Annotated in this window: 22 protein-coding genes; 10 read left to right on the forward strand and 12 right to left on the reverse strand. The window is 68.3% G+C overall.

Annotated features, from left to right (window positions below; genetic code table 11):
- Positions 1-47: 47 nt before the first annotated feature.
- Entirely contained in the window at positions 48-1913 is a 1866-nt protein-coding gene (gene sppA, locus H3309_RS11210) for a signal peptide peptidase SppA (protein WP_182294793.1), read from the reverse strand.
- Positions 1914-2040: 127 nt separating this feature from the next.
- Here sppA and H3309_RS11215 point away from each other — a divergent pair, with 127 nt between their 5' ends.
- Positions 2041-3084 (forward strand): hypothetical protein, encoded by a 1044-nt coding sequence (locus H3309_RS11215; protein WP_182294794.1) that lies wholly within the window; start codon positions 2041-2043, stop codon positions 3082-3084.
- Here the strand turns inward: H3309_RS11215 and H3309_RS11220 are convergent.
- The gene (locus H3309_RS11220) at positions 3074-3313 is read right to left on the reverse strand and encodes a hypothetical protein (protein ID WP_182294795.1); all 240 of its coding nucleotides are present in this window, start codon (positions 3311-3313) and stop codon (positions 3074-3076) included. The two genes, H3309_RS11215 and H3309_RS11220, sit on opposite strands and share 11 nt — an antisense overlap.
- Positions 3314-3399: 86 nt before the next feature.
- Here H3309_RS11220 and H3309_RS11225 point away from each other — a divergent pair, with 86 nt between their 5' ends.
- The 3 genes from H3309_RS11225 to H3309_RS11235 all read left to right on the forward strand — a co-directional run bounded on the left by H3309_RS11225 (position 3400) and on the right by H3309_RS11235 (position 6192).
- A complete protein-coding gene (locus tag H3309_RS11225) occupies positions 3400-4596 on the forward strand; it encodes a class I SAM-dependent RNA methyltransferase (RefSeq protein WP_182294796.1) in 1197 nt (398 codons plus the stop codon).
- Between the two features lie 210 nt (positions 4597-4806).
- The gene (locus H3309_RS11230) at positions 4807-5457 is read left to right on the forward strand and encodes a PEPxxWA-CTERM sorting domain-containing protein (RefSeq protein WP_182294797.1); all 651 of its coding nucleotides are present in this window, start codon (positions 4807-4809) and stop codon (positions 5455-5457) included.
- Positions 5458-5565: 108 nt separating this feature from the next.
- Entirely contained in the window at positions 5566-6192 is a 627-nt protein-coding gene (locus H3309_RS11235) for a YdeI/OmpD-associated family protein (protein WP_182294798.1), read from the forward strand.
- Here the strand turns inward: H3309_RS11235 and H3309_RS11240 are convergent.
- The 6 genes from H3309_RS11240 to H3309_RS11265 form a co-directional block, all read right to left on the reverse strand.
- On the reverse strand, positions 6180-7238 hold the full coding sequence (locus tag H3309_RS11240; protein WP_182294799.1) for a hypothetical protein: 1059 nt from the start codon (positions 7236-7238) through the stop codon (positions 6180-6182). The two genes, H3309_RS11235 and H3309_RS11240, sit on opposite strands and share 13 nt — an antisense overlap.
- A gap of 99 nt (positions 7239-7337) precedes the next feature.
- Positions 7338-7781, reverse strand: coding sequence for a hypothetical protein (locus tag H3309_RS11245; protein ID WP_182294800.1), 444 nt, complete (start codon positions 7779-7781; stop codon positions 7338-7340).
- Between the two features lie 50 nt (positions 7782-7831).
- Positions 7832-8881 (reverse strand): 1,9-bis(guanidino)-5-aza-nonane synthase, encoded by a 1050-nt coding sequence (locus H3309_RS11250; protein ID WP_182294801.1) that lies wholly within the window; start codon positions 8879-8881, stop codon positions 7832-7834.
- Positions 8882-8947: 66 nt separating this feature from the next.
- Entirely contained in the window at positions 8948-10174 is a 1227-nt protein-coding gene (locus H3309_RS11255) for a type III PLP-dependent enzyme (RefSeq protein ID WP_182294802.1), read from the reverse strand.
- A gap of 218 nt (positions 10175-10392) precedes the next feature.
- Positions 10393-11064 carry a PEPxxWA-CTERM sorting domain-containing protein gene (locus tag H3309_RS11260; protein ID WP_182294803.1) on the reverse strand — a complete coding sequence of 224 codons (672 nt, stop codon included), beginning with the start codon at positions 11062-11064 and terminating at the stop codon, positions 10393-10395.
- A 335-nt stretch (positions 11065-11399) separates the two neighbouring features.
- Positions 11400-11753, reverse strand: coding sequence for an acyl carrier protein (locus H3309_RS11265; protein WP_398398213.1), 354 nt, complete (start codon positions 11751-11753; stop codon positions 11400-11402).
- A 29-nt stretch (positions 11754-11782) separates the two neighbouring features.
- Here H3309_RS11265 and dapF point away from each other — a divergent pair, with 29 nt between their 5' ends.
- Genes dapF through H3309_RS11285 form a run of 4 tightly spaced genes read left to right on the forward strand, consistent with a single transcriptional unit; the run spans position 11783 to position 15337 of the window.
- The gene (gene dapF / locus H3309_RS11270) at positions 11783-12577 is read left to right on the forward strand and encodes a diaminopimelate epimerase (RefSeq protein ID WP_182294804.1); all 795 of its coding nucleotides are present in this window, start codon (positions 11783-11785) and stop codon (positions 12575-12577) included.
- Positions 12574-13812, forward strand: a complete 1239-nt coding sequence (locus H3309_RS11275) for a MiaB/RimO family radical SAM methylthiotransferase (RefSeq protein ID WP_243453703.1) — start codon at positions 12574-12576, stop codon at positions 13810-13812. The genes dapF and H3309_RS11275 overlap by 4 nt, the downstream gene beginning before the upstream one ends.
- Positions 13809-14747, forward strand: coding sequence for a signal recognition particle-docking protein FtsY (gene ftsY / locus H3309_RS11280; RefSeq protein ID WP_182294805.1), 939 nt, complete (start codon positions 13809-13811; stop codon positions 14745-14747). The genes H3309_RS11275 and ftsY overlap by 4 nt, the downstream gene beginning before the upstream one ends.
- Positions 14744-15337 carry a septation protein A gene (locus H3309_RS11285; RefSeq protein WP_182294806.1) on the forward strand — a complete coding sequence of 198 codons (594 nt, stop codon included), beginning with the start codon at positions 14744-14746 and terminating at the stop codon, positions 15335-15337. Before ftsY ends, H3309_RS11285 begins: the two co-directional genes overlap by 4 nt.
- Positions 15338-15501: 164 nt before the next feature.
- On the opposite strand, the gene H3309_RS11290 is transcribed toward H3309_RS11285, so the two are convergent.
- The 3 genes from H3309_RS11290 to H3309_RS11300 form a co-directional block, all read right to left on the reverse strand.
- Entirely contained in the window at positions 15502-17040 is a 1539-nt protein-coding gene (locus H3309_RS11290; protein WP_182294807.1) for a leucyl aminopeptidase family protein, read from the reverse strand.
- A gap of 65 nt (positions 17041-17105) precedes the next feature.
- Complete coding sequence (locus H3309_RS11295; protein ID WP_182294808.1) at positions 17106-18200, reverse strand: DUF3089 domain-containing protein; 1095 nt, start codon at positions 18198-18200, stop codon at positions 17106-17108.
- A 10-nt stretch (positions 18201-18210) separates the two neighbouring features.
- Positions 18211-18960, reverse strand: a complete 750-nt coding sequence (locus tag H3309_RS11300) for a hypothetical protein (RefSeq protein ID WP_182294809.1) — start codon at positions 18958-18960, stop codon at positions 18211-18213.
- A 97-nt stretch (positions 18961-19057) separates the two neighbouring features.
- On the opposite strand from H3309_RS11300, the gene H3309_RS11305 reads away from it, so the two are divergent.
- Positions 19058-20497 carry an aldehyde dehydrogenase family protein gene (locus H3309_RS11305; RefSeq protein WP_182294810.1) on the forward strand — a complete coding sequence of 480 codons (1440 nt, stop codon included), beginning with the start codon at positions 19058-19060 and terminating at the stop codon, positions 20495-20497.
- Entirely contained in the window at positions 20494-21342 is an 849-nt protein-coding gene (locus H3309_RS11310; protein WP_182294811.1) for a metallophosphoesterase, read from the forward strand. Before H3309_RS11305 ends, H3309_RS11310 begins: the two co-directional genes overlap by 4 nt.
- Here H3309_RS11310 and H3309_RS11315 read toward each other — a convergent pair.
- Positions 21335-21556 (reverse strand): hypothetical protein, encoded by a 222-nt coding sequence (locus H3309_RS11315; protein ID WP_182294812.1) that lies wholly within the window; start codon positions 21554-21556, stop codon positions 21335-21337. The two genes, H3309_RS11310 and H3309_RS11315, sit on opposite strands and share 8 nt — an antisense overlap.
- Positions 21557-21633: the final 77 nt, after the last annotated feature.

Genomic DNA, 21633 nt, shown 5'->3' on the forward strand with positions numbered 1-21633 from the left:
CGCAAAAAGGCGGCGTAGCGCCGGCGTCGCCGCCCGGCAAGCCCCGCTCAGCGCTGCAGCAGCGTCAGCAGCGCCCCGGCCCGCGCCGCGTTCGCCGGGCGCGGCGGCGCATGCGCGGCGCAGGCCAGGCAGCGCGCCTGGATGCTGGCCCCCTGCGCCATCGTCAGCGCGTCGGCGATCTGCGCCGTCGCGCGCAGCCGGCTGATCATCGCCAGCCGCGCGAAGGCATCGGCCGCCGGCGGCGGCGGGCTGTCGCCGAACCGGTTCAGCAGCGCCTCCAGCGTTCCCGGCTTCGCCTCCAGCGTCACCACGCGCGGATTGTCGCCCAGCTTCGCCGCCTTCGCCGCATCCCTGATCGCCGCGTCCAGCCCGCCGAAACCGTCCACCAGCTTGCGGTCAAGCGCGTCCCGCCCGGACCAGACCCGGCCTTCCGCGATCTTCTCCACCTCGGCCGCCGGCAGCTTGCGCGCCGCCGCCACCAGCCCCACGAAGCGCCGGTAGGTGTCGGAAATGCTGCCCTGGATCAGTGCCTTCGTTGGCTCGTTGATGCCGCCCAATATGTCCGGCTGCCCGGAATAGGGGGTGGTCGCGATGCCGTCGGTGCCTATGCCCGCCGATTTCAGCGTGCGGTTGAAGGTGGGGATGATGCCGAACACGCCGATCGAGCCGGTGATCGTGGTCGGCGCGGCATAGATGCGGTTCGCCGCGGTCGCGATCCAATAGCCGCCGCTGGCCGCCACCGGCCCGAAGCTCGCCACCACCGGAATGTCCCGCGCGCGGGCCTGCATCAGCGCGGAGCGGATCTTCTCCGACGCGGTCACCGAACCGCCGGGCGAATCGATGCGCACCACCAGCGCCCGGATGCTGTCGTTCGCCAGCGCTTCGGTCACCAGGTTGGCGATGGTGTCGCCGCCGGCGCTGCCGGCATCCGCCTCGCCATCGACGATGTCGCCGCTGACATAGAGCACGCCGACTGCGTCGCCGCTGCCGCCGGGCGAGCGCGCGCGCAGGTAATCCGCCATCGAAATGCCGTTGAAGCTCAGCGGGTCGTCGGGCGTGTCGCCCTCCCCCACCTGCTTGCGCAGGGAGGCGACGACCGCCGTGCTGTCGCCGATGCGGTCGATCAGCCTGGCATTCAGCGCCGCCTTTGCCTGGTCACCGCCGGCCGCCGCCACCCCGGCCTGCCAGCCGTTGACCGCCGCGCGCACGTCCACGCCCTTGCGCGCGGCGGCGACGTCCGCCACGTAACTGCCCCACAGGCTGTCGGCCAGCGCCTGGTCGGCGGCCTTCGCCTCCGGCGAGGCGGCGGCGCGCGTGAAAGGCTCCACGAAACTCTTGTAGGTGCCCACCCGGAACACCTCCACATCTACCTTCAGCCGGTCCAGCAAATCCTTGAAATAAAGCCCGGTGCCCCCCGGCCCGGTGATGATCACGCCGCCCAGCGGATTGAGCCACGCCTCGCTCGCCTGCGCCGCCAGATAATAGCTGTCGTCGGTGTAGGCGGTGGCATAGCTCACCACCGGCTTGCCGCTGGCGCGGAACGATTTCAGCGCCGCCGATACCGCCTGCAGGTTGGCCTGCCCGCCGCCCAGGAATCGGTCGAGGTCGAGCATGATCAGCTTCACCGAGCCATCATCCTTCGCCGCCTCGATGGCGCGCACCACGTCGCGCACCTGCACCTGCGGGATGGTCGGCGTGCTGGACAGCACCTCGGCGGCGGTGCGCGGCGTTGCCTGGTCCACCAGCACGCCATCCATGTTCAGCACCAGCGCGGTATCGTTCGGCACGGTGATCGCCGGCGTGCGGAACGACAGCGCCGCCCACAACAGGCCGAAAAACAGCAGCATGAACAGCAGCACCAGCGCGTCCTTCACGCCGACCACGAAATTCCACAGCGTGCGCATCAAGGCCATGCCAATTCTCCTGCTCTCGCTTTAGGGTGCCCAAGGCAACCGACGCAAGCGCGGCACATTGACTTTTGCCATCTTGCAGCGTTGAATGGCACTTGAGAGGGGGGCCATCTCACCCGAGGATTGCCCTGTGTTTGAACGCGAAGACCTGGATGCCGCCGTCGCCGCCGGCGTGCTCGACCGCCGCGCGCGCGATGCGCTTGTCACGTTCGTCGCGCAGCGCCGCGCCGGAGAGGCCGAGCCCGACGCCGAACGCTTCCGCCTGCTGACCGGCTTCAACGACATTTTCGTCACCATCGCCTGCGGGCTGCTGCTGGCGGCGGCGGCCTCGCTCGGCAGCAGCGTAGCAGCCGGCTTGGGGGCAGCGGCGGGGGCGGCGCTTGCCTGGGGCCTTGCTGAGTATTTCACGCGTGTCCGCCGCATGGCGCTCCCCAGCATCGTGCTGCTGCTCGCCTTCGTCGGCGGCGTATTCTTGGCGACGATGGCCTTCACCAAGCCGCTGTTGGGCGAAGACGGCCCGTCCGTCGCAGGTGTCGTGCTGGGCAACGCCGGTCCGCCGCTGGTCATCGCCGCGCTCGCCGCGACGCTTGCCGCTGCCCTGCACTGGTGGCGTTTCCGCGTGCCGATCACCGTCGCCGCCGGCACCGCCGCGCTGGTCGGGCTGGTCGCCTCCGCCGCCGCCGCCGGCCTCGGCATCACCGGCAACCCGCTGCTCGCCATCATGCTGGTCTGCGGTCTCGGCGTCTTCGCGCTCGCCATGCAGTATGACATGGCCGACCGGCTGCGCGTGACGCGCAAGACCGACGTCGCCTTCTGGCTGCACCTGCTCGCCGCGCCGCTGATCGTCCACCCGATCTTCGCGCTCACCGGCCTCCTGGACCGCACCCCCGCCCCCGGCGGCGCGGTCGTGGTGCTGATCGTCTATGCCGGCCTCACCCTGGTGGCGCTGGCGGTCGACCGCCGCGCCCTGCTGGTGTCGGCGCTGATCTATGTGCTCTGGGCGATCCAGGCGCTGTGGGCGGCCGGGCGCGGCGTGGAGGCCGGCTTCGGCCTGACCGCGCTCACCATCGGCACCTTCCTGGTGCTGCTGTCCGCCGCCTGGGGCCGCATCCGCGGCGCCCTGGTGCGGCAATTGCCGCCGGCGCTGGCGGAGCGGCTGCCGGTTACCGCGTGAACGGGGTTACCGCGGCGCTCTGCGTCAGCGGCACGGTCGTCACCGGGCGGACATCGGCCGGGCTGGTCGCGGGCGGCGGCTTGATCGCCGCCCAGATCGGCTCGCCGCGGCCATCGCGCGGCACTTCCCCGCCGGTGCCCGGCCCGGCGGCCCGCTGCCCGACATAGAGCGGCGACGGCGCGCACGCCACCAGCGGCAGCAACAGCGCCAGACTCAATAGCTTCCCCATCCTCAAACCCTTTTTATGTGCTTCCGTACCCGACCCCAGTACGGCCCGCTTGCACGCGCCCCCCTGCGACGGCAAGCAAGACTGCGATGAAACGGTGGACTGGCGTGACGGGATTGGCGGCGCGGGGCGACGGCCTGACCGCCGACGGCCGCTTCGTGCCCGGCGCGCTGCCCGGCGACCAGGTCGGCGACGATGGCGAGATCGCCCGCGGCCCCGGTCATGCCACCCCCGCCTGCCACCATTTCGGCCGCTGCGGTGGCTGCCAGCTGCAACATGCCAGCGACGCCGTCTATGCCGATTTCACCGTCGACCGCATCCTGCGGCCGCTGGCGGCGGTGGGCATCGTTCCGGCAGAGATAATGCCGGTGGCGCTGTCCCCGCCCCACAGCCGCCGCCGCGCCAGCCTGCGCGCGGTGAAAAGCGGCCGCGAGGTGGCGCTGGGCTTCAATGCGGAGGGGAGCCACGACCTCATCGACCTCGCCGAATGTCCGGTGCTCAACCCTGCGCTGTTCGCCCTGCTGGCACCGCTGCGCGGGCTGCTGCCGCCGCTGATGCGCGAGCGGCAGACGGTGGGCGTCACCGTCACCCGCGTCGACCAGGGCGTCGACCTGCTGCTCGCCAACCTCAGCGCCGACGGCCTGCGCGCGCGCGAAGCGCTGACCGCCTTTGCCCAGGCCCACGGCCTCGCCCGGCTTTCGGTGGAGGGGCCGGCTGGCGTGGAGACCGTGATCGATGCCGGCGCCACCGTGACACTGGGGGGCATTGCCGTCGCCCTGCCGCCGGGTGGTTTCCTGCAGGCCACGGCGCAGGGCGAGGCGGCACTGGTTTCGGCGGTGCTGGCGGGCGTCGGCCCGGCCCGCCGCGTCGCCGACCTGTTCGCCGGGGCCGGCACCTTCGCGCTGCCGCTCTCCGCCACCGCCCATGTGGAGGCCGCCGACGCCGCCGGGCCCGCCATCGAGGCGCTCAAAGCTGCCGCCCGTGCCGCCGGACGCCCGGTGAAGGCCGTGCACCGCGACCTGTTCCGCCGGCCCTACACTGCCGCCGAGCTGGACTGCTTCGAGGCGCTGGTGATCGACCCGCCGCGCGCCGGCGCCGCCGCGCAGACCGCCGAAATCGCCGCCAGTGCCGTTCCCCGCGTGATGGCGGTCAGCTGCAACCCCGCCACCTTCGCCCGCGATGCGGAACGGCTGGTGAAATCCGGTTTCACCCTTGGACGGCTGTGGCCGGTGGCGCAGTTCCGCTGGTCGACGCATGTAGAGCTTGCGGCACTTTTTCTGCGCTGACGGTAGACGCCGCAACCGGTTGTGGGATGATTAATTGGCATAAGATGCGTCAACATATGCATCCTGTCGCCAGAATTTACAATCTTGGGTTGTGCCGACGATCGATCGCGTTGTTTTTCAAGGCCCTGGCTCGTCGAGGGCAAGTTGGCACGAAATTTGATTAACAACCATCGTCGGCGTCGTGCCGATTGCAACAACAGGGGTTAAGCGATGCGTAAATTCATGCTCTCCGCTCTTGTCGCCGCTGCCGCGTTCGCCGCGCCGGCCAGCGCCGTCACCGTGCTGACCTTCGAAGGCCTGGGCAACCTGGCGCCGGTCGGCAACTTCTATGCGCCGAACTACATCTTCTCGCCCGCGACGCTGGCGATCGTCGATGCCGATGCCGGCGGATCGGGCAATTTCGCCAACGAACCCAGCCCGAATACCATCATGTTCTTCCTGGACGCGAACAACGCCATCCTGAACGCGCCGAACGGCTTCACCACCGGCTTCAGCTTCTTCTACTCCTCGTCGACCGCCGCGTCGGTCAACGTCTATGACGGGCTGAACGCCACCGGCAACCTGCTCGCGTCGCTCAACCTGACCGCGCAGGGCTTCGACAATTGCAGCGGCGATCCCGGCGGCGCCTTCTGCAACTGGACGGCCGTCGGCGTGGCCTTCAGCGGCACTGCCCTGTCGATCGACTTCGGCGGCACCGCCAACCAGACCGGGTTCGACAACATCACCTTCGGCTCCGACAAGCCGGTGGTGCCGGAACCCGCCACCTGGGCGATGATGATCGTCGGCTTCGGCCTCGTCGGCGCCGCGCTGCGCCGTCGCGCCAAAGGCGCGCCGCATCACCGCACCGCCGTCGCCGCCTGAGCCAAGGCAGGGACAAGAGGGGGCGGGCGCCACGCGTCCGCCCCTTTTTCATGTCCGGTTGACCCCGCCGCCATCGCGCGGGAAGATGCCGCGGGAAAGGACAGCGCGATGGCAGCCGGCTCCGAACCCCAGATCGACCCCCGCATCGACGCCTATATCGAACGCGCCGCGCCCTTCGCGCAGCCGATCCTGCGCCACATCCGCGAAACGCTGCACGCCGCGCTCCCCGGCCTTGCCGAGACCATCAAATGGGGCATGCCCTTCTTCGAACATGGCGGCAAACCACTCGCCAACATGGCGGCGTTCAAGGGCCACGCCGCCTTCGGCTTCTGGAAACGCGAGGGCGCCGCGCCCGCCGGCGAAAAGGACAATGCCATGGGCCAGTTCGGCCGTCTGGCCAGCCTCGCCGACCTGCCGCCCGACGCGGAGATCGGCGCACTGGCCCGCGCCGCCGCCGCGCTGATCGATGCCGGCGCCACCACCGCCAAATGGCCGAAAACCCGCGCCCCCGCCCCCGCCATGCCCGCCGACCTTGCCGCCGCGCTCGACGCCATGCCCACGGCACGCGCCGCCTTCGATGGCTTCCCACCCAGCGCGCAACGCGAATATCTCGACTGGGTGACAGAGGCCAAGGCGCCCACCACCCGCGCCCGCCGCATCGAAGCCACCGTCAGCCAGTGCGCGGAAGGCAAGCGCCGCTACTGGCAGAACCGCGCCCGCGCTCAATCGGCATAGACATCATAATCCACCGTCGCCCAGTGCGGCGACGCCAGCATCAGCTGGTTCAGCAGCACGCTGTTCACATACTTCGCATCATAATAAAAATCGTCCGGAATCACGTCGGACAGGCGGCAGACCATGCTGTCGTGGATGCCGAACAGCCCGGTCTGGATCTTCAGCCAGAAATAGTCGGTGTCGGTCGCGGTCGCCAGCGACGCAAGATTGGGAAAAAATGTCGGATATTGGTCCTGCATCGCCTGTGCGTTGTTCACATTGGTCGCCCTGGTGCGCGCCTGGTTGAGCGATGCGACCAGCCCCGGCAACGGCGCCCGGTTGCTGTTGGCGCGCAGCGCCGCGCCCTTCAGGATCGGCTTCGGCCACTCCACACCCTCGATCTTCTCGGCCTCCTCCAGCGGCACGCGCAGCCGCAGGTCCTTCTTGGTCTCCAGCTTGCCGTCGATCTTTCCCATCAGCGCCTTGTCCAGCTTTTCCAGCACGCCGGCATCGCGCAGGAACAGCCGCATCGCCGCCGCCTGGTGGCAGGCCGCCACGAACGCCGCGCAGGTGATGCCGCGGTTGATGCTCAGCGGCGTCTTCTCGTGCAGCCGCAGCGTCCATTTCATCAGCCGCACCAGTGCGGTCACATCCAGCGGGATGGAGGCGATCGACGCGGTCTGCATCATCGCCGAAAAACGGTTCGCGCGCAGTTCCTTGGTCAGGCTCTGCTTCGATCCCGGCGTGCTGCCATAGGGCGTGCTGGCCAGGTCCTTCTGCCCGATGGTGCGGTCCGTCGCCCACACTTTCGCCGCTTCGGACGCCGCCTTGCCCAATTCCCCGCCGCGCCGGGCACGGCGATATTTCGGCATCTCGGCATAGCCGCCGAACCCCTCGATGATCACGCCGTCATTGGCGGCATGGACGAACGCCGGCTCGCGAGAGGGCGAATGCGCGCCTTCCAGATACACCGTCATGTGCAGCGGGCGCTTGTCCGCCCCCGGCACATAGGTGATGATGATGTCCCCGGTCTGAAACCCCGCCCGCGCCCCCAGCAATGCCGCCATGCCTCACCTCCCGCGACTCGACCCCGCGCCACAATGTTAACATCGTGGCGCGCTGTTGGCAGGGGTTGCCGTATGACTGGGGCCGGCGCCCCACTCCCATCAGATCAGCGATGACCCGCCCCTCGAATACAGATCCTGGGTCAGGCAGGTGCGCAATGCAGTACTCGCCTCTTGCCCGACAGTATAATCATGGTCGCTGACCAGATCGTCGTGGCGTGTTTCATCTGCCGACAGCTTGTCAAGGACAGACTGGAAAAACAGATATGCGGCCTGCGTCTTGCCGACCATGTACAACCCGCCGCCTTCCTCGAAATACCATGTGCGCAGCTCTACCATGCGTTTGGCGACCTGCTCATGGCGTAGCGTCCGGTCGCGCGGGTACAGCGGAAAAATGCCCGTCAATCGCCAAAGCGTCAGATAGAGCTCCGTCCGCTTGGCCAGCAGGCCGTCATCGATCCGCGCTCGCCGGTCGAGCCACGCCTTGCCGACGCCGCCGACAAAGCCGGCGACGATTCCGATGAACGCAACAAAAAGCTCCGACATGATGCGCAATCCCCCCGCGAAGGTGGAAAGGTTACACCATGTGGCCGGCTTCAGCCAAACAGCTTCGCCCAGCCGCGCTTCGGCCGGTCCTTCCAGTGGCCACGGTGCCAGGCATCGCTTGCCAGCAGCGGCATCACGCTGCCGGCTTCGGCAAACACCATCTGCTCGTGCACCGTCTGCACCTTGCCCCAGCTCGCCGCCTCCTGAAGGGTGGAGCTGCTGCACGCCCCGTCGCGCGTGTCCGCCACCGTGATCTGCACCGCATATTTGTGCATCTCGACATCATGGTGCCCCAGGATCTCGGCGCACACCACCGTATCCTGGATGAAGTTCTTCGGCACCCCGCCGCCGATCATCAGCAGGCCGGTCGGCCCCGCCTTGATCTTGATGTCGGTCAGCTCGCGGAAATCGGCGATGGCGTCCAGCACCATATAGGGTGCGCCGGCCTTCATCCGGTCCACCTGATGCTTCACCAGCCCGAACCCCGCGGAGGAATCCACGAACGCCGGGCAGAAGGTCGGCACGTCATGCTCATAGGCGAGCTTGACCAGCGAATTGTCCTTCTTGCCATGCTCGGCCAGATATTTCCCCATCTCGCGGATGAAGGCGCGGCTGGAATAGGCCTTCGGTTCCAGGCTGTTGGCGATCTCGCCGATGGTATGGTCGCAGTCCTGCAACTGCTCCTCATCGATATAGGTATCATAGATGCGATCGATGTAGAGCGAGCGCAGCGTGTTGTCGTTGGGGATTTCCAGCGCCTGGTAATGTTTGTGGCCCAGCCCCTCGAAGAAATCCATGTCGACGATGCTGGCGCCGGTCGCCACCACGGCATCGACCATGTTGGAACGGATCAGCTCGGCATAAAGGTCCATGCAGCCGCCCGCGGACGTGCTGCCGGCGATCACCAGGAAGATGGTGCAGTCCCTGTCGGCCAGCATCTGGTTGTAGATGCCGGTCGCGCGCGCCAGGTCGCGGCTGGTGAAGCTCATGTTCGCCATCTGGTCGATGATCGGCCGCGCGTCGAAGCTGGTGATGTCGATATGCTCGACGGTCTTGGACAGCAGCTCCGCCTTGCGCTGCTGGTCGATCTGTTCGCTCATGATGCTCTCCATAAAGGAACCCGGCCCCCGCGCAGGGGGACCGGGTCGTCATATCCCTGTAACCCTTTACTTCCCGCTTTTTGCGAAAAGATGACGGACATTGCCCGGCAGTTCGACCGGTTCCGGCGTGCCGGTGATCAGGCTGGACATCGGCGCGTCGCCGACCTCCACCGACTGGCACAGGCAATCGCCAAAGCCGTTGAACCCGGTGCGCATGGCGCTGCCATAGGCGCCCAGCTGGCCGATCTCCAGATAGTCACCGGCCTGCACGTCGGCGGGCAGCACGAACGGCCCCTTCATATGGTCCATGTCGTCGCAGGTCGGACCATAGAAATCATAGTCGAGCGGCTTGGCATGCGACGCCACCTCCCGCACCAGCGCCACCGGATAGCGCCAGGCGACATGCGCGGCATCAAACAACTGGCCATAGGCGCCGTCGTTGATGAACAGCGTGTCGTCCCGCCGCTTCTCCACGCGCACCAGCAGGCTGGAATAATCCGCGCACAGTGCCCGCCCCGGCTCGCACCACAGCTCGGCGGAGTAGCTGACCGGCAGCGCCTCGAACCCGCGATGGATCACCGCGAAATAGGCGGCGAGCGCCGGCGGTTCCATCCCCGGATAGCGCGACGGAAAACCGCCGCCAACATCGATCACATCCACCGTCACGCTGGCCGCCACGATCGCCGCGCGCGTCAGCGCCAGCGCGTCGGCATAGGCCTGCGGAGTCATCGCCTGGCTGCCGACATGGAAACAGATGCCCAGCGCATCGGCCACCTGCCGCGTTGCCATCAGCAGCGCCGGCGCGTCGGTCAGGGAAACCCCGAACTTCGAGGCCAGGCTCAGCTTGCTGTGCGCCGACGAGACCCGCAGGCGTACGCACAGCGTCAGGTCCGCGGCGTTCACGCCATCGGTCGCGGTCGCCGCGACGATCTTCGCCAGCTCCTCATGGCTGTCCAGGCTGAAGATGCGCACGCCGAGCGCATGATAGGCCTCGGCGATTGCTTCCGGCGCCTTCACCGGATGCATGAAGGCCAGCGTGGCTTCGGGCAGCAGGTCGCGCACCAGACGGGCTTCCGTCAGGCTGGCGACGTCGAAATGCCGGATGCCGCCCTCCCACAGCAGCCGGATCAGCTCCGGCGTGGGATTGGCCTTCACGGCATAGAAGCTCTTGCCGGGAAATTCCGACGCGAACAAGGCCGCCGCAGCGATCGCTGCATGCGGGCGGACCAGGGTGACGGGCGCTGCCGGTCGCAGCGCGCGCGCTACCCGAAGCGCGTTATGATGCTTTGCCAACTCAAGGGACCTCCGGTGTGCTGTTGCAAACAAGCTGCCTTGCGGTGGAAGTCCCATGGGGCAGCGGAGGCGCGATTTAGGGCGTGACCCCCCCCATGTAAAGGCTTTTTTTGTGACAGCGAAAAACGCGATTTTCCGCTGATGCGTCAACGGCTTGTCAGCACCGCTCGCAGCGGTTCCGACAAGCCGTCAACCAGCCGTCAAAACGGCGTCGCCCCTCAGGCGATGCGGTGCAGCCCCAGCATGGCCTTGCGGCGCCGGATCGCCACGCCGACCAGGCCGAAACCGGCCACCATCATCGCCCAGGTCGCCGGCTCGGGAATGGGCAGCGTGTAGCGCAGCTGCGCCACCGCGAAGCCGCGCGCACCGGAATCGGCCGTCACCGTCACACTGGTGAACCTGTTGGCGCCGTCATAGACCGCGGCCAGCAGCCGCGCCCCGGAATTGCCAACGATCGACCGGCTGATCGAACCGACCAGCGTCGCCCCATTGTAATAATCGACGGTGAAGCCGTGCGTGCCGAAATCATTCGGCTCCGCTTCGAACCCCCACGCCGTCACCGGCTTCGAGAAGGTGAAGGTCAGCATGCCGGCGCCCTGCGTCGACCAGACCCGCGGGTTGCTCTGCTCGGTATCGGGCGGCGAGCCCCAGGTCGCCCAGCCACTGCCCACCGTGATCGGCCGCAGCGAGGTGGAGAAGGACACCGTGAGATCGACATCGCCCCAGCTGGTGCGCGCGCCCGGGCTGGACGGCACGCCGATCAATGTGGTGTTGCTGCGATAGGTCGCGTCCGGTGACAGGACCTGGGTAATTGCCCCCACCGGTGCGGCAAAACCGATGCCGCCAAGCGCCATGGCAATGATGATGAAGTTACGCCCCCTGCTACGCATCTCAACCTCCCCATGAAGAGAAATAGTGGCGCAAGCATAGCATAAAGCTGCCCGCCCGTCGACTGGCGCAACACGGGAAAAGGCTGAAATCATGTAAAAATTGCCGACTTGGCAGTGTCAGTGACGTCGACGCTCCATAAGCGCCACTGTTGGCTTGTTTGACATCCAACCCGTCCGCAATCGAAAAAAACGCCATTTCGCACCCATCGGCCACAACCGGTCGGCGCCGGAATATATTGGCACTGTGATGGACATGAAATTGACCCGATGGCGCCTGCACCGCCCGCCGCGAATCAGCTGCGGCGCGGCCTGCGCCGGAAATTCCGCCCGCAGCCTCAGCTGCTGCGCAGTTTCCTCGCGACGAAATCGCTCAGGCTTCCCAGCGTCTCGAACAGCTCGCCGTCCACCTCGTCATCGTCGATGATGATGCCGAAACGGTCCTCGATCGCCGTCAGCACGGTGGCCACCGCCATCGAATCCAGCTCCGGCAGCGCCCCGAACAGCCGGCTGTCCTGCCGCAGCCCGGCACGGCTCGCCACCGACAGGGACAGCGCCGCGCCCAGCACCGCGGCGACATCCGCATCGATCCGGTCACTGGGGGGCGGGTTGAGCGTGGCCATGCCGTTCAGCTGTGATTGTTTCAGACCTGTGAAGGGCAGCGCGTTAGCCAGCAGGGCCGCGGTTGGCAATCCCCGCGATGCGCTCTAAACGCCCCGCCATGCAGCGCGCTTTCACGAAAATGCACGGCCTCGGCAATGATTTCGCCGTGTTCGACGCGCGCGCCCAGCCCTTCACCCCCACGCCGGCGCAGGCGCGCCACATCGCCGACCGCCGGCGCGGCGTCGGCTGCGACCAGCTCATCCTGATCGAGCCCAGCACCCGCGCCGACGCCTTCATGCGCATCTTCAACCCCGACGGCAGCGAGGCGGAGGCCTGCGGCAACGCCACCCGCTGCGTCGCCAGCCTGCTCGGACGCAGCGCCACCATCGAAACCCGCGCCGGCCTGCTGCGCACCCGGACCATCGATCGCGCCGTCCGCGTCGACATGGGCCAGGCCCGCTTCGGCTGGCAGGAGGTGCCGCTCGCCTATGCCATGGACACCAGCGCGCTGCCGGTCGGCTGGGATGGCCTCGCCCACCCCGTGGCGCTTTCCATGGGCAACCCGCACCTGGTGTTCATCGTCCCCGATGTCGACGCCGTCGACCTCGCCGCGCTCGGCCCGGTGATCGAACAGGACCCGCTCTTCCCGCAGCGGATCAACGTCAACATTGTCCAAATCACCAGTGAAACGGCAGTTCGCCACCGCGTGTGGGAACGCGGCGCCGGCCTGACCGAGGCCTGCGGCTCGGGCGCCTGCGCCGTTGGCGCCGCACTGGTGAAACGGCGCCTCACCCATGCAACGCTCACGGTGCACATGCCCGGCGGCGCACTGCTGATCGAGGTCGCCGAGGACTTCGCTGTCGCCATGACCGGGCCCGTGGCGACCGCCTTCTCCGGCGTGATCAAGCTGTGACCGGCATCATCCCAAGCAACGTCGTCACCCAGGGCTGCCGCCTCAACCTGGCGCAGGCCGACGCGCTCGCCGCGCTCTCCGCCGGCCGCACCGTCATCAACAGCTGCGCCGTCACCGCTGAAGCCGTCCGCGACGCGCGTGCCGCCGCGAAACGCGCGCTGCGCGACCACCCGGGCGCCGACATCATCGTCACCGGCTGCGCCGCCGAAGTCGAACCCCAGCGCTTCGCTGACCTCCCCGTCCGCCTCATCGGCAACCGCGCCAAATTCGATCCTTTCAGCTGGCGCGCCACAGAGACCGGCCAAAGCTCCTCCCCCACTTGGGGGGGAGGCGACTCGCGCCAGCGAGCGGGAGGGGGTCTCCCCGCCTGGCCCAATGCTCTCGCAACCACCGCCCGGGCGCGCGGCTTCGTCGCCGTGCAGGACGGCTGCGACCATCGCTGCACCTTCTGCATCATCGCCCCCGCCCGCGGCCCGGCGCGTTCCGCCCCCATCGAGACCGTCGTCGCCGCCGTCACCCGCCTCGTTGAACAGGGCGTCAACGAAATCGTCCTCACCGGGGTCGACGTCACCAGTTGGGGCCAGGACCTCCCCGGCAGCCGCGCCTTCGGCACGCTGGTGCAGGCGCTGCTCACCCGCGTCCCCGCCCTCCCCCGCCTCCGCCTCAGCAGCCTGGACGCCGCGGAGGCCGACCCGGCACTGCTCGAAGCGCTCGCCGATCCGCGCCTGATGCCGCACCTGCACCTCAGCCTGCAATCGGGCGACGACCTGGTCCTGAAGCGCATGAAGCGCCGCCACGCCCGCGCCGACGCGGTCCGTCTGGTCGAACGCATCAAGGGGATCCGCCCCGACATGGCATTCGGCGCCGACATCATCGCCGGCTTCCCGACGGAAAGCGCCGAGGCCCACGCCAAAAGCCTGAAACTGCTGGACGACTGCGATATCGTCCACGCCCACATCTTCGCCTACAGCCCGCGCGCCGGCACGCCGGCCGCCCGCATGCCAGCCGTCCCGCCGGCCGTCGCCAGGGCCCGCGCCGCCGAATTGCGCGCCGCCGCCGCAACCCGCCACGGCCGTTGGCTGCACCAATGGATCGGCACGCCGCTCGATATCGTGGCCGAGGGCGAGCGCGGCTGGTCGCCGCACTATGCCAGCGTCGCGCTGCCCGCCGGAAGCCCGCGTGGCGCGATTGTCCGCGTGACTCCCACCCGCATCGAGGGCAACGGCCTGGCATGACCGACACCACCGAAAAGACCGGCTGGCTCGCCCGCATGCGCGGCGGCCTCGCCCGCTCCACCGAGAAGCTGGGCGCCAGCCTCTCCGGCCTGATCGGCGGCGGCGCCATCGACGCCGAGACCATCGAGGCGATCGAGGAGGCGCTGATCGCCGCCGACCTCGGCCCCGCCTTCGCCGCCCGCCTCGCCGCGCGCCTGGCGGACGAGCGCCAGCGCGGCAGCATCACGGAGAAACAGGCCCGCGCCCTGATCGCCCGCGAAATCGCCGCCGTGCTCGCCCCCGTCGCCCGCCCGCTGGAGATCACCGCCTTCCCCCGCCCGCACACCATCCTGGTCGTCGGCGTCAACGGCAGCGGCAAGACCACCACCATCGCCAAGCTGGGTCATTTGTTCCAGGAGGCCGACTATGGCGTGATGTTCGCCGCCGGCGACACCTTCCGCGCCGCCGCGGTCGAACAGCTGAAGGTCTGGGGCAGCCGGCTGGACATCCCCGTCATCAGTGCCGAGGTCGGCGCCGACGCCGCCGGCCTCGCCTATACCGCGATGGAACAGGGCCGCGCCTCGGGCCGCGACGTGCTCTTGGTCGATACCGCCGGCCGGCTGCAGAACAAGGGCGGGCTGATGGAGGAGCTGGCGAAGGTGAAGCGCGTGCTGGCGAAACAGCTGCCGGCCGCGCCGCACGACGTGCTGCTGGTGCTGGACGCCACCACCGGCCAGAATGCGCTGGAACAGATCCGCGTCTTCCAGGAAATCGGCGGCGTCACCGGCCTCGTCATGACCAAGCTCGACGGTACCGCGCGCGGCGGCGTGCTGGTCGCCGCCGCCGAACGTTTCCGCCTGCCGATCCATGCCATCGGCGTCGGCGAAAAACTGGGCGACCTGCGCCCGTTCGACGCGCGGGCCTTCGCCGATGCCCTTGCCGGAGTGAATGAATGAGCGAGAAAGCTGAACTTCAGGGCGTGTCGAAACTGCTGGTCGATTTCGGCCCGATGCTGGTCTTCTTCGGCGCCTATCAGGTGATGAAGCGCGCCTATGGCATGGCCGATACGCAGGCGACCGTCTGGGCCACCGGCATCTTCATGGTCGCCGTCGCCATCAGCATGGTCTTCGCCTACGTCCGCATCCGCCGCATTCCCGCCATGCTGTGGTTCACCGCCGCGCTGGTCGGCATCTTCGGCGGGCTGACGATCTGGCTGCAGGACGACACCTTCATCAAGATGAAGCCGACCATCCTCTATGCCCTGTTCGGCGCCATCCTGTTCTTTGGCCTGTGGCGCGGCACCAACTATCTGAAACTGCTGCTGGGCAAGGCGTTCGAAGGGCTGAGCGACGAAGGCTGGAACGGCCTGACCCGGCGCTGGGCCATCTTCTTCGTAGCGATGGCGGTGCTGAACGAAGTGATCTGGCGCAGCTTCTCCACCGACATCTGGTTCCACTTCAAGACCTGGGGCGACGTCGCCCTCACCTTCGTCTTCGCGCTCGCCATGTCCCCCTACATGATGAAACATGGGGTGAAGTGGGAGTGATCGTCCAAGGCAAGCGGCTGCACGCTCCTCCCCCACTTGTGGGGGAGGTGTCAGGCGAAGCCTGACGGAGGGGGCAAGTTTTCCCCCTCAGCACCCCAGGAACTTGTTCGTGGGGTGCTGAGGGGGAACGACTCGGCACAGCCGAGCGCAGGGGGCCAGCCCCCCTACCGCTCATACCCCCGGATCAGCGCATCGAACAGCCGCACGCCCCAGCCGGTCGCCCCCTTCGGCGCCGTGGGGCTGCCCGTGCTGCTCCAGTTCACGCCGGCGATGTCCAGATGCACCCAGGGCGTCGCCGCCGGCGTCAGATACTGGATGAAATGCGCTGCCAGCCCCGCGCCGGGCCCGCCCCCCTCCACCACATTCTTGATGTCGGCGATCTCGCTCTTCATGTCCTTGGCATAGTTGGCGTGCAGCGGCAGCCGCCAGATGGCCTCGCCGCTCGCCGTCGCCGCCGCCTGCACCCGCGTCATCAGCGCCTCGTCCCGCGCGAAAGCGGCGGCGAATTCGTCATCCAGCGCCGCGCGCGCCGCCCCGGTCAGCGTGGCGATGTTCACCAGTGCCGCGGGCCTGAAGCGATCGATGACATATTGGTTGGCATCGGCCAGCACCAGGCGGCCTTCCGCATCGGTGTTCAGCACCTCCACGGTGCGGCCGTTCATCGTCCGCACCACATCACCGGGGCGCTGCGCGTTACCGTCGGGCATGTTCTCAGCGAGCGCCGCGGCCGCGACGACATTGGCCTTCGCCCCCCGCTTCGCCGCGGTCAGCGCCGCGCCGATGGCGCTCGCCGCCCCGCTCATGTCGGCCTTCATCGCCCACATCCCCAGCCCCGGCTTCAATGAAATCCCGCCGCTGTCGAAGGTGATACCCTTCCCCACCAGCGCCAGCGGCGCCGCGTCCCCGCCGCCACGAACCTCCACGATCAGCAGCCGCGGCGGCCGCACGCTGCCGATGCCCACCCCCAGGAAACTGCCCATGTTCAGCCGGCGCATGTCCGCCTCGGTCAGCACGCTGATCCGCACGTTGGGCAGCCCCTTGAAGGCCGCCTGCACCCGCTCCACGAAGCTTTCCGGATAGATGACGTTCGCCGGCTCGGCCGACAGGTCGCGGCTCAACATCACGCCGGCGACCAGCGCCTCACCGTCCCGCCGGAACCGCGCTTCCGCCCCCGCTTCCGTCGTCACCACGGTCAGCGGCGCGGTCGGCGGCACCTTCTTGCCATCGGTCTTGTACCGGTCGAAACGATAGCTCCCCAACTGGAAGCCGGTGGCGACCGCCGCCGCGTCCAGCCCGCCCGCCAGAATGGCGACGGGCGCGTCCATGTCGCGCAACTCGCCGGCGATGCGCCCGCTGGTTTCCAACGCCGGATCCGCCCCCACCACCAGCACCCGCGCATAGGGCCCCGGCGCCCAGACCGACAGCGTCGTTCCCGCCTTGCCATCATATTTCGCCGCTTCCGCCGCCGCCAGCACCGGTGCCCGCGCCGCCTCGGGCAGCGACCCTACGGCGGTCCGCAGCGCCTCCATCGACGCGGCGGGGATCGCCACCACGCCCGATGCCGGCACGGCGGCCGCGAACGCCACCGGCCGCAGCGCGCTGTTGACCGCGGTAGAGGGCAGCACGCCGCCGGGGACGGGCACCGTTCCCTGGGCGATGGCAGGCGACGCGGCGGCGAGCAGCAGGGCAGCAAGAAGGCGCATGGAAACTCCGATTGTTACAGTATTGCAATGTTACCTAGTAACATCTCTCGCGGCACGCAAGAGCCTCAACGACGGCTTTTCAGCCACGCGTCGCGCTGCATCGCCGCCAGCGTCACCAGATTGCCCATCGCCAGGCTGACATCCGCCACATGCAGGCCCCAGCCGCCATCCGGCCGTTCCGCCCGTGCCAGGAAATCATCATAGACCGAGGCGCGCGGTGCCACCGACAGATAATGCGCGCCATCCGCCGACCGCATGCACACCCCGCTGAACGCGCCCGTCATGGTATAGGAAGGCGTCTTCACCGCTGTCAGGAAGGGCGGCACCGGGTTCACGCGGCCGCCGATCTGCCGGCCGCGCACCGGCAGCACCGGCCGCAATTCGCCCTTGTCGCCGCTCAGCATCGCCGGGCTGACGCAGGCCACCTCCATCCCCGCCGCCTCGCTGCGGCCGAAGCGCGCGTTCGCCGGCGGCGGCGCGCTGCTCCTGAAACTGACATAGCTGACGGCGCAACCAGTCTGGTCGCCGCGCTCGCACAGCGGAAAGGCGCCCAGCTCGCCGCCGCTGACCTTCCCCGCCGGCACCAGCAGGTTGTTGCCGATCAGATAGGCGGCGATAATGCGTTTTTCGGCCGGCGTGCCCACGATCGCCTCGGCCAGCAGCGCCTTCAGCATGCGCGCGCCCTGCGAATGGCCGATCAGGATCACGCCCCGCCCGTCATTGTCGGCCTGAAGGTAGCGCGTCCAGGCCGCCTTCACGTCGCCCAGCGCCAGCGCCCGGTCGCCGCCGGCGGCGACCAGCCCGCGCAGCGTCACCTGCCGATACAGCGGCGCGAACAGCCGGCACACCGTGCCGAAACGCGCGAACTGCTGCGCCACGGCATAGCGTTCCGCCTCGCTGGCCTGCCCCCCGGCGTTCAGCCCCGGCTCCTCCGACACGGTCGGATAGACGTAGAAGCAATCGACCGCCGGCGCCGTCGCCGCCACCGGCCGGCTGACCGAGCGCGTCCTCAGGTCCGTCACCCCCAGGTCGACGTCGCACGCCGCATTGCTCCCCGGCCGGCACAGCCAGCTCTCCGCCCGCGCATAATCCGGCGCAGGCGCATCCTGCGCAAGGAGCGGCGCGGCCAGCAGGGCAGTGGCAAGGATGAATGTGCGCATCAGAAGCCTCCTATCGCGCCGGCAGTGCCGCGCCTGGTTTGAACAGCGCCGCATCCAGAGGCGGGTTCACCACCGCACGCTCCCAGATCACCTCATTCTGCTTCACGCCATTATAGTAGAGCGTGACCTTGCCCGGCTGCACCCATGGGCCGACCATGAAGAAATCGGCGTAGGTCCGCACATGCCAGCCCTTCGGCGTCAGGAACCCCGCCAGCCGCACGCGATGGGTCCGCTGGTCGATGCCGAACAGCGTCACTGTCCCCGCCGGGTCGGTCACCCGCACCATGTGGACCGCATCGCCCAGCACATTGTCATCCGGCAGCCGCGTCAGCGTGAAGCCCGGCTTCAGGGCATGGCGGATCACGCCGAAACCGAAATTGTTCGCCCAGGTTTCCGCGGCTTTCTCCGCCGGGATCACGCCATTCTGGTTCCAGCTCACCGCCCCGTCACTGGCGATCTCGAACAGCGTCTTGCCCTTCACCCGCGCCACGATGCGCACCATCCCCGCCTCGGCATGGGCGTCGGCCCGATCCTCCTCGAACAGCCGCCACATGCGGTAATCATCCGCCACCGTGCGCGGCGCGGCGCTGTCGGGCGCGTAAAACACCGCCCGCCCCGTCAGCAGCAGGGACCGCGCCTGCGCCCACTCCTTGCCCCCCATCGCCTCGAAAGCCCGCGCCACGATCTCCCGCGCCGGCGTCTCGACGGGTTGCGCCAGCGCGGGCGTGGACAGCAACAGGAAAAGCGCGACACTCCGCATGGCCGATACCCTGCAATGCCCGTCGCATGCTGGCAATAGGCGCGGGTTACGCCGCGCCACGCCCCTGCTACAGCGGCCGCAACCTTGGGAGAGTGACATGCGTGAGAAGCTGCAATTCTACATCGACGGCGCCTGGGTCGATCCGGCCGGGGGCGTGAACGCCCTGGACGTCATCAATCCCGCCACCGAAAAGCCCATGGGCCGCATCGCCATGGGCAGCGCCGCCGATGCCGACCGCGCCGTCCGCGCCGCCGCCGCCGCCTTCCCCGCGTTCAGCGCCACCAGCGTCAAGGACCGCCTCGACCTTCTGGGTGCCATCGCGTCCGAATATCAGAAACGCTACGCCGACATCGCCGCCGCCATCACCGAGGAGATGGGCGCCCCGGCATGGCTCGCAACGCAGGCGCAGGCCGCGCTCGGCATCGCCCACCTGCAAACCGCGATGGGCGTGCTGCAACACTATAAGTTCAGCGAGCTGCGCGGCACCACAATGATCAGCAAGGAACCCATCGGCGTCTGCGCCTTCATCACCCCGTGGAACTGGCCGATCAACCAGATCGCCTGCAAGGTCGCGCCGGCGCTCGCCACCGGCTGCACCATGGTGCTGAAACCGTCGGAAATCGCCCCCTTCAACGCCATCATCTGGGCGGAAATCCTGCACGCCGCCGGCGTGCCAAAGGGCGTGTTCAACCTGGTCAACGGCGACGGGCCGACGGTCGGCGCCGCGCTGTCGGCGCATCCGCTTGTCGACATGGTCAGCTTCACCGGCAGCACCCGCGCCGGCGTCGAGGTGGCGAAAAATGCCGCCCCCACCGTCAAGCGCGTACACCAGGAACTGGGTGGCAAATCGCCCAACATCGTGCTCGACAGCGCCGATCTGGAGGCCGCGGTCGGCGGCGGGGTCAAATCCATGATGATGAACAGCGGCCAGAGCTGCAACGCGCCCACCCGCATGTTCGTCCCCGCCGCGAAGATGGACGCCGCCGCCGAGATTGCCAGGGCGGCCGCCGAGAGCATGGCCGTCGGCGATCCCAACGGCAATGCGGCACTGGGCCCGGTCGTCAGCGAAACACAGTATAACAAGATCCAGGGCCTGATCGAAAAGGGCATTGCCGAGGGTGCCACGCTCGTGACCGGTGGCCCCGGCCGCCCCGCCGGGCTGGACACGGGCTATTATGTCCGCCCCACCGTCTTCGCCAATGTGCGCAACGACATGACCATCGCGCGGGAGGAAATCTTCGGCCCCGTGCTCGCCATGCTGCCCTACAACAGCCTGGATGACGCCGTCACCGCCGCCAACGACACGCCCTATGGCCTGGCCGCCTATGTCCAGGGCGCGCCGGACGAAGCCCGCGCCGTCGCCGCCCGGCTTCGTGCCGGCCAGGTCAACATCAACGGCGCCGGCCCCGATTTCATGGCGCCCTTCGGTGGCTACAAGCAGTCCGGCAACGGCCGCGAATGGGGCGACCATGCCTTCGCCGAATTCCTGGAGGTGAAAGCCACCCTCGGCTACGAGACCGCAGCCGCCGCGGAATGAGGTTCATCACCCGGGTGCTGGCGCTGCTGGCGCTCGGACTCATCCTGCTTCTCGGCAAGGGCGTCTGGAACGCCACGCGCGATCCCGTCGTCGTCCGCGCCACGATCCCCGTTGCCGGCCTCACCCGCCCGGTCACGGTCGCGCTGCTGTCGGACACCCACAGCGGCCACCCCGACATGCCGCGTGCCCGGCTGGAGCGCATTGTCGCCCAGGCGAACGCGCTCCGCCCCGACCTCATCCTGCTTGCCGGCGACTATCATGGCGGCAAGACGCTCGACTGGCCCCGCACCAAACTGGAAACCGCGCTGAACCCTTTCGCCGCGCTGCGCGCCCCGCTGGGCGTCTTCGCCGTGCTCGGCAACCATGATGAACCCGGCTGGACCCGCTGGGTGCTCCGGCGGCAGGGGGGCACCCCGCGCCTGCTGGTCAACGAAACGGTCGATCTCGGTCCATTGCTCCTTGGCGGCGCCGACAGCCTCAGCCGATCCGTGATGGTGCAAAGGATGTTTCCGGCACGGCATGGTCGGAAGCCACGCCTGCTGCTTGTGCACGAGCCGGACTATTGGCGATGGGCGCCGAACATCGCTGTCGATCTCACCCTGTCCGGACACACCCATGGCGGCCAGATCGTGTTGCCGCTGGTCGGCACGCCCTGGGAATGGTTCACCGGCCCGATGGGCTGCCGTCGCGGCCTCTGCACCGCCGACAACCATCGCATCTTCATTACCAGCGGCGTCGGCACCAGCTGGCTGCCGGTCCGCTTCGGCGTCCCCCCCGAAATCGCGCTGCTCACGCTCACCCCTCTCCCGGATGCGGGAGAGGGAGGCGACAATCCGCCTAAATGATCCCGCCGCCCATCATCAGCCGCACCACCCCGATCACGATCACCACAATGTTCAGGTTGCGCCCGGCCTTGCCGTCCGCCATCGCGCCCACCGCCAGGCCCACCAGCGCGATCGGGATCACCAGCCAATAGGCCCAGCCGAGGAAGGGCAGGAAGGCCGGAATCGCGAACAAGAGCGCGAACAGGCCGATGAAAATGGAAATGATGTTCAACATGACCGGGAATGTGGCGCAGCCGATGCCGCACCACAAGGGGCGGCGCTGGCAACCCCGCGCCATCTGTGCCATCAGGC

The sequence above is a fragment of the Sandaracinobacteroides saxicola genome, assembly GCF_014117445.1.
Lineage (GTDB): Bacteria > Pseudomonadota > Alphaproteobacteria > Sphingomonadales > Sphingomonadaceae > Sandaracinobacteroides_A > Sandaracinobacteroides_A saxicola.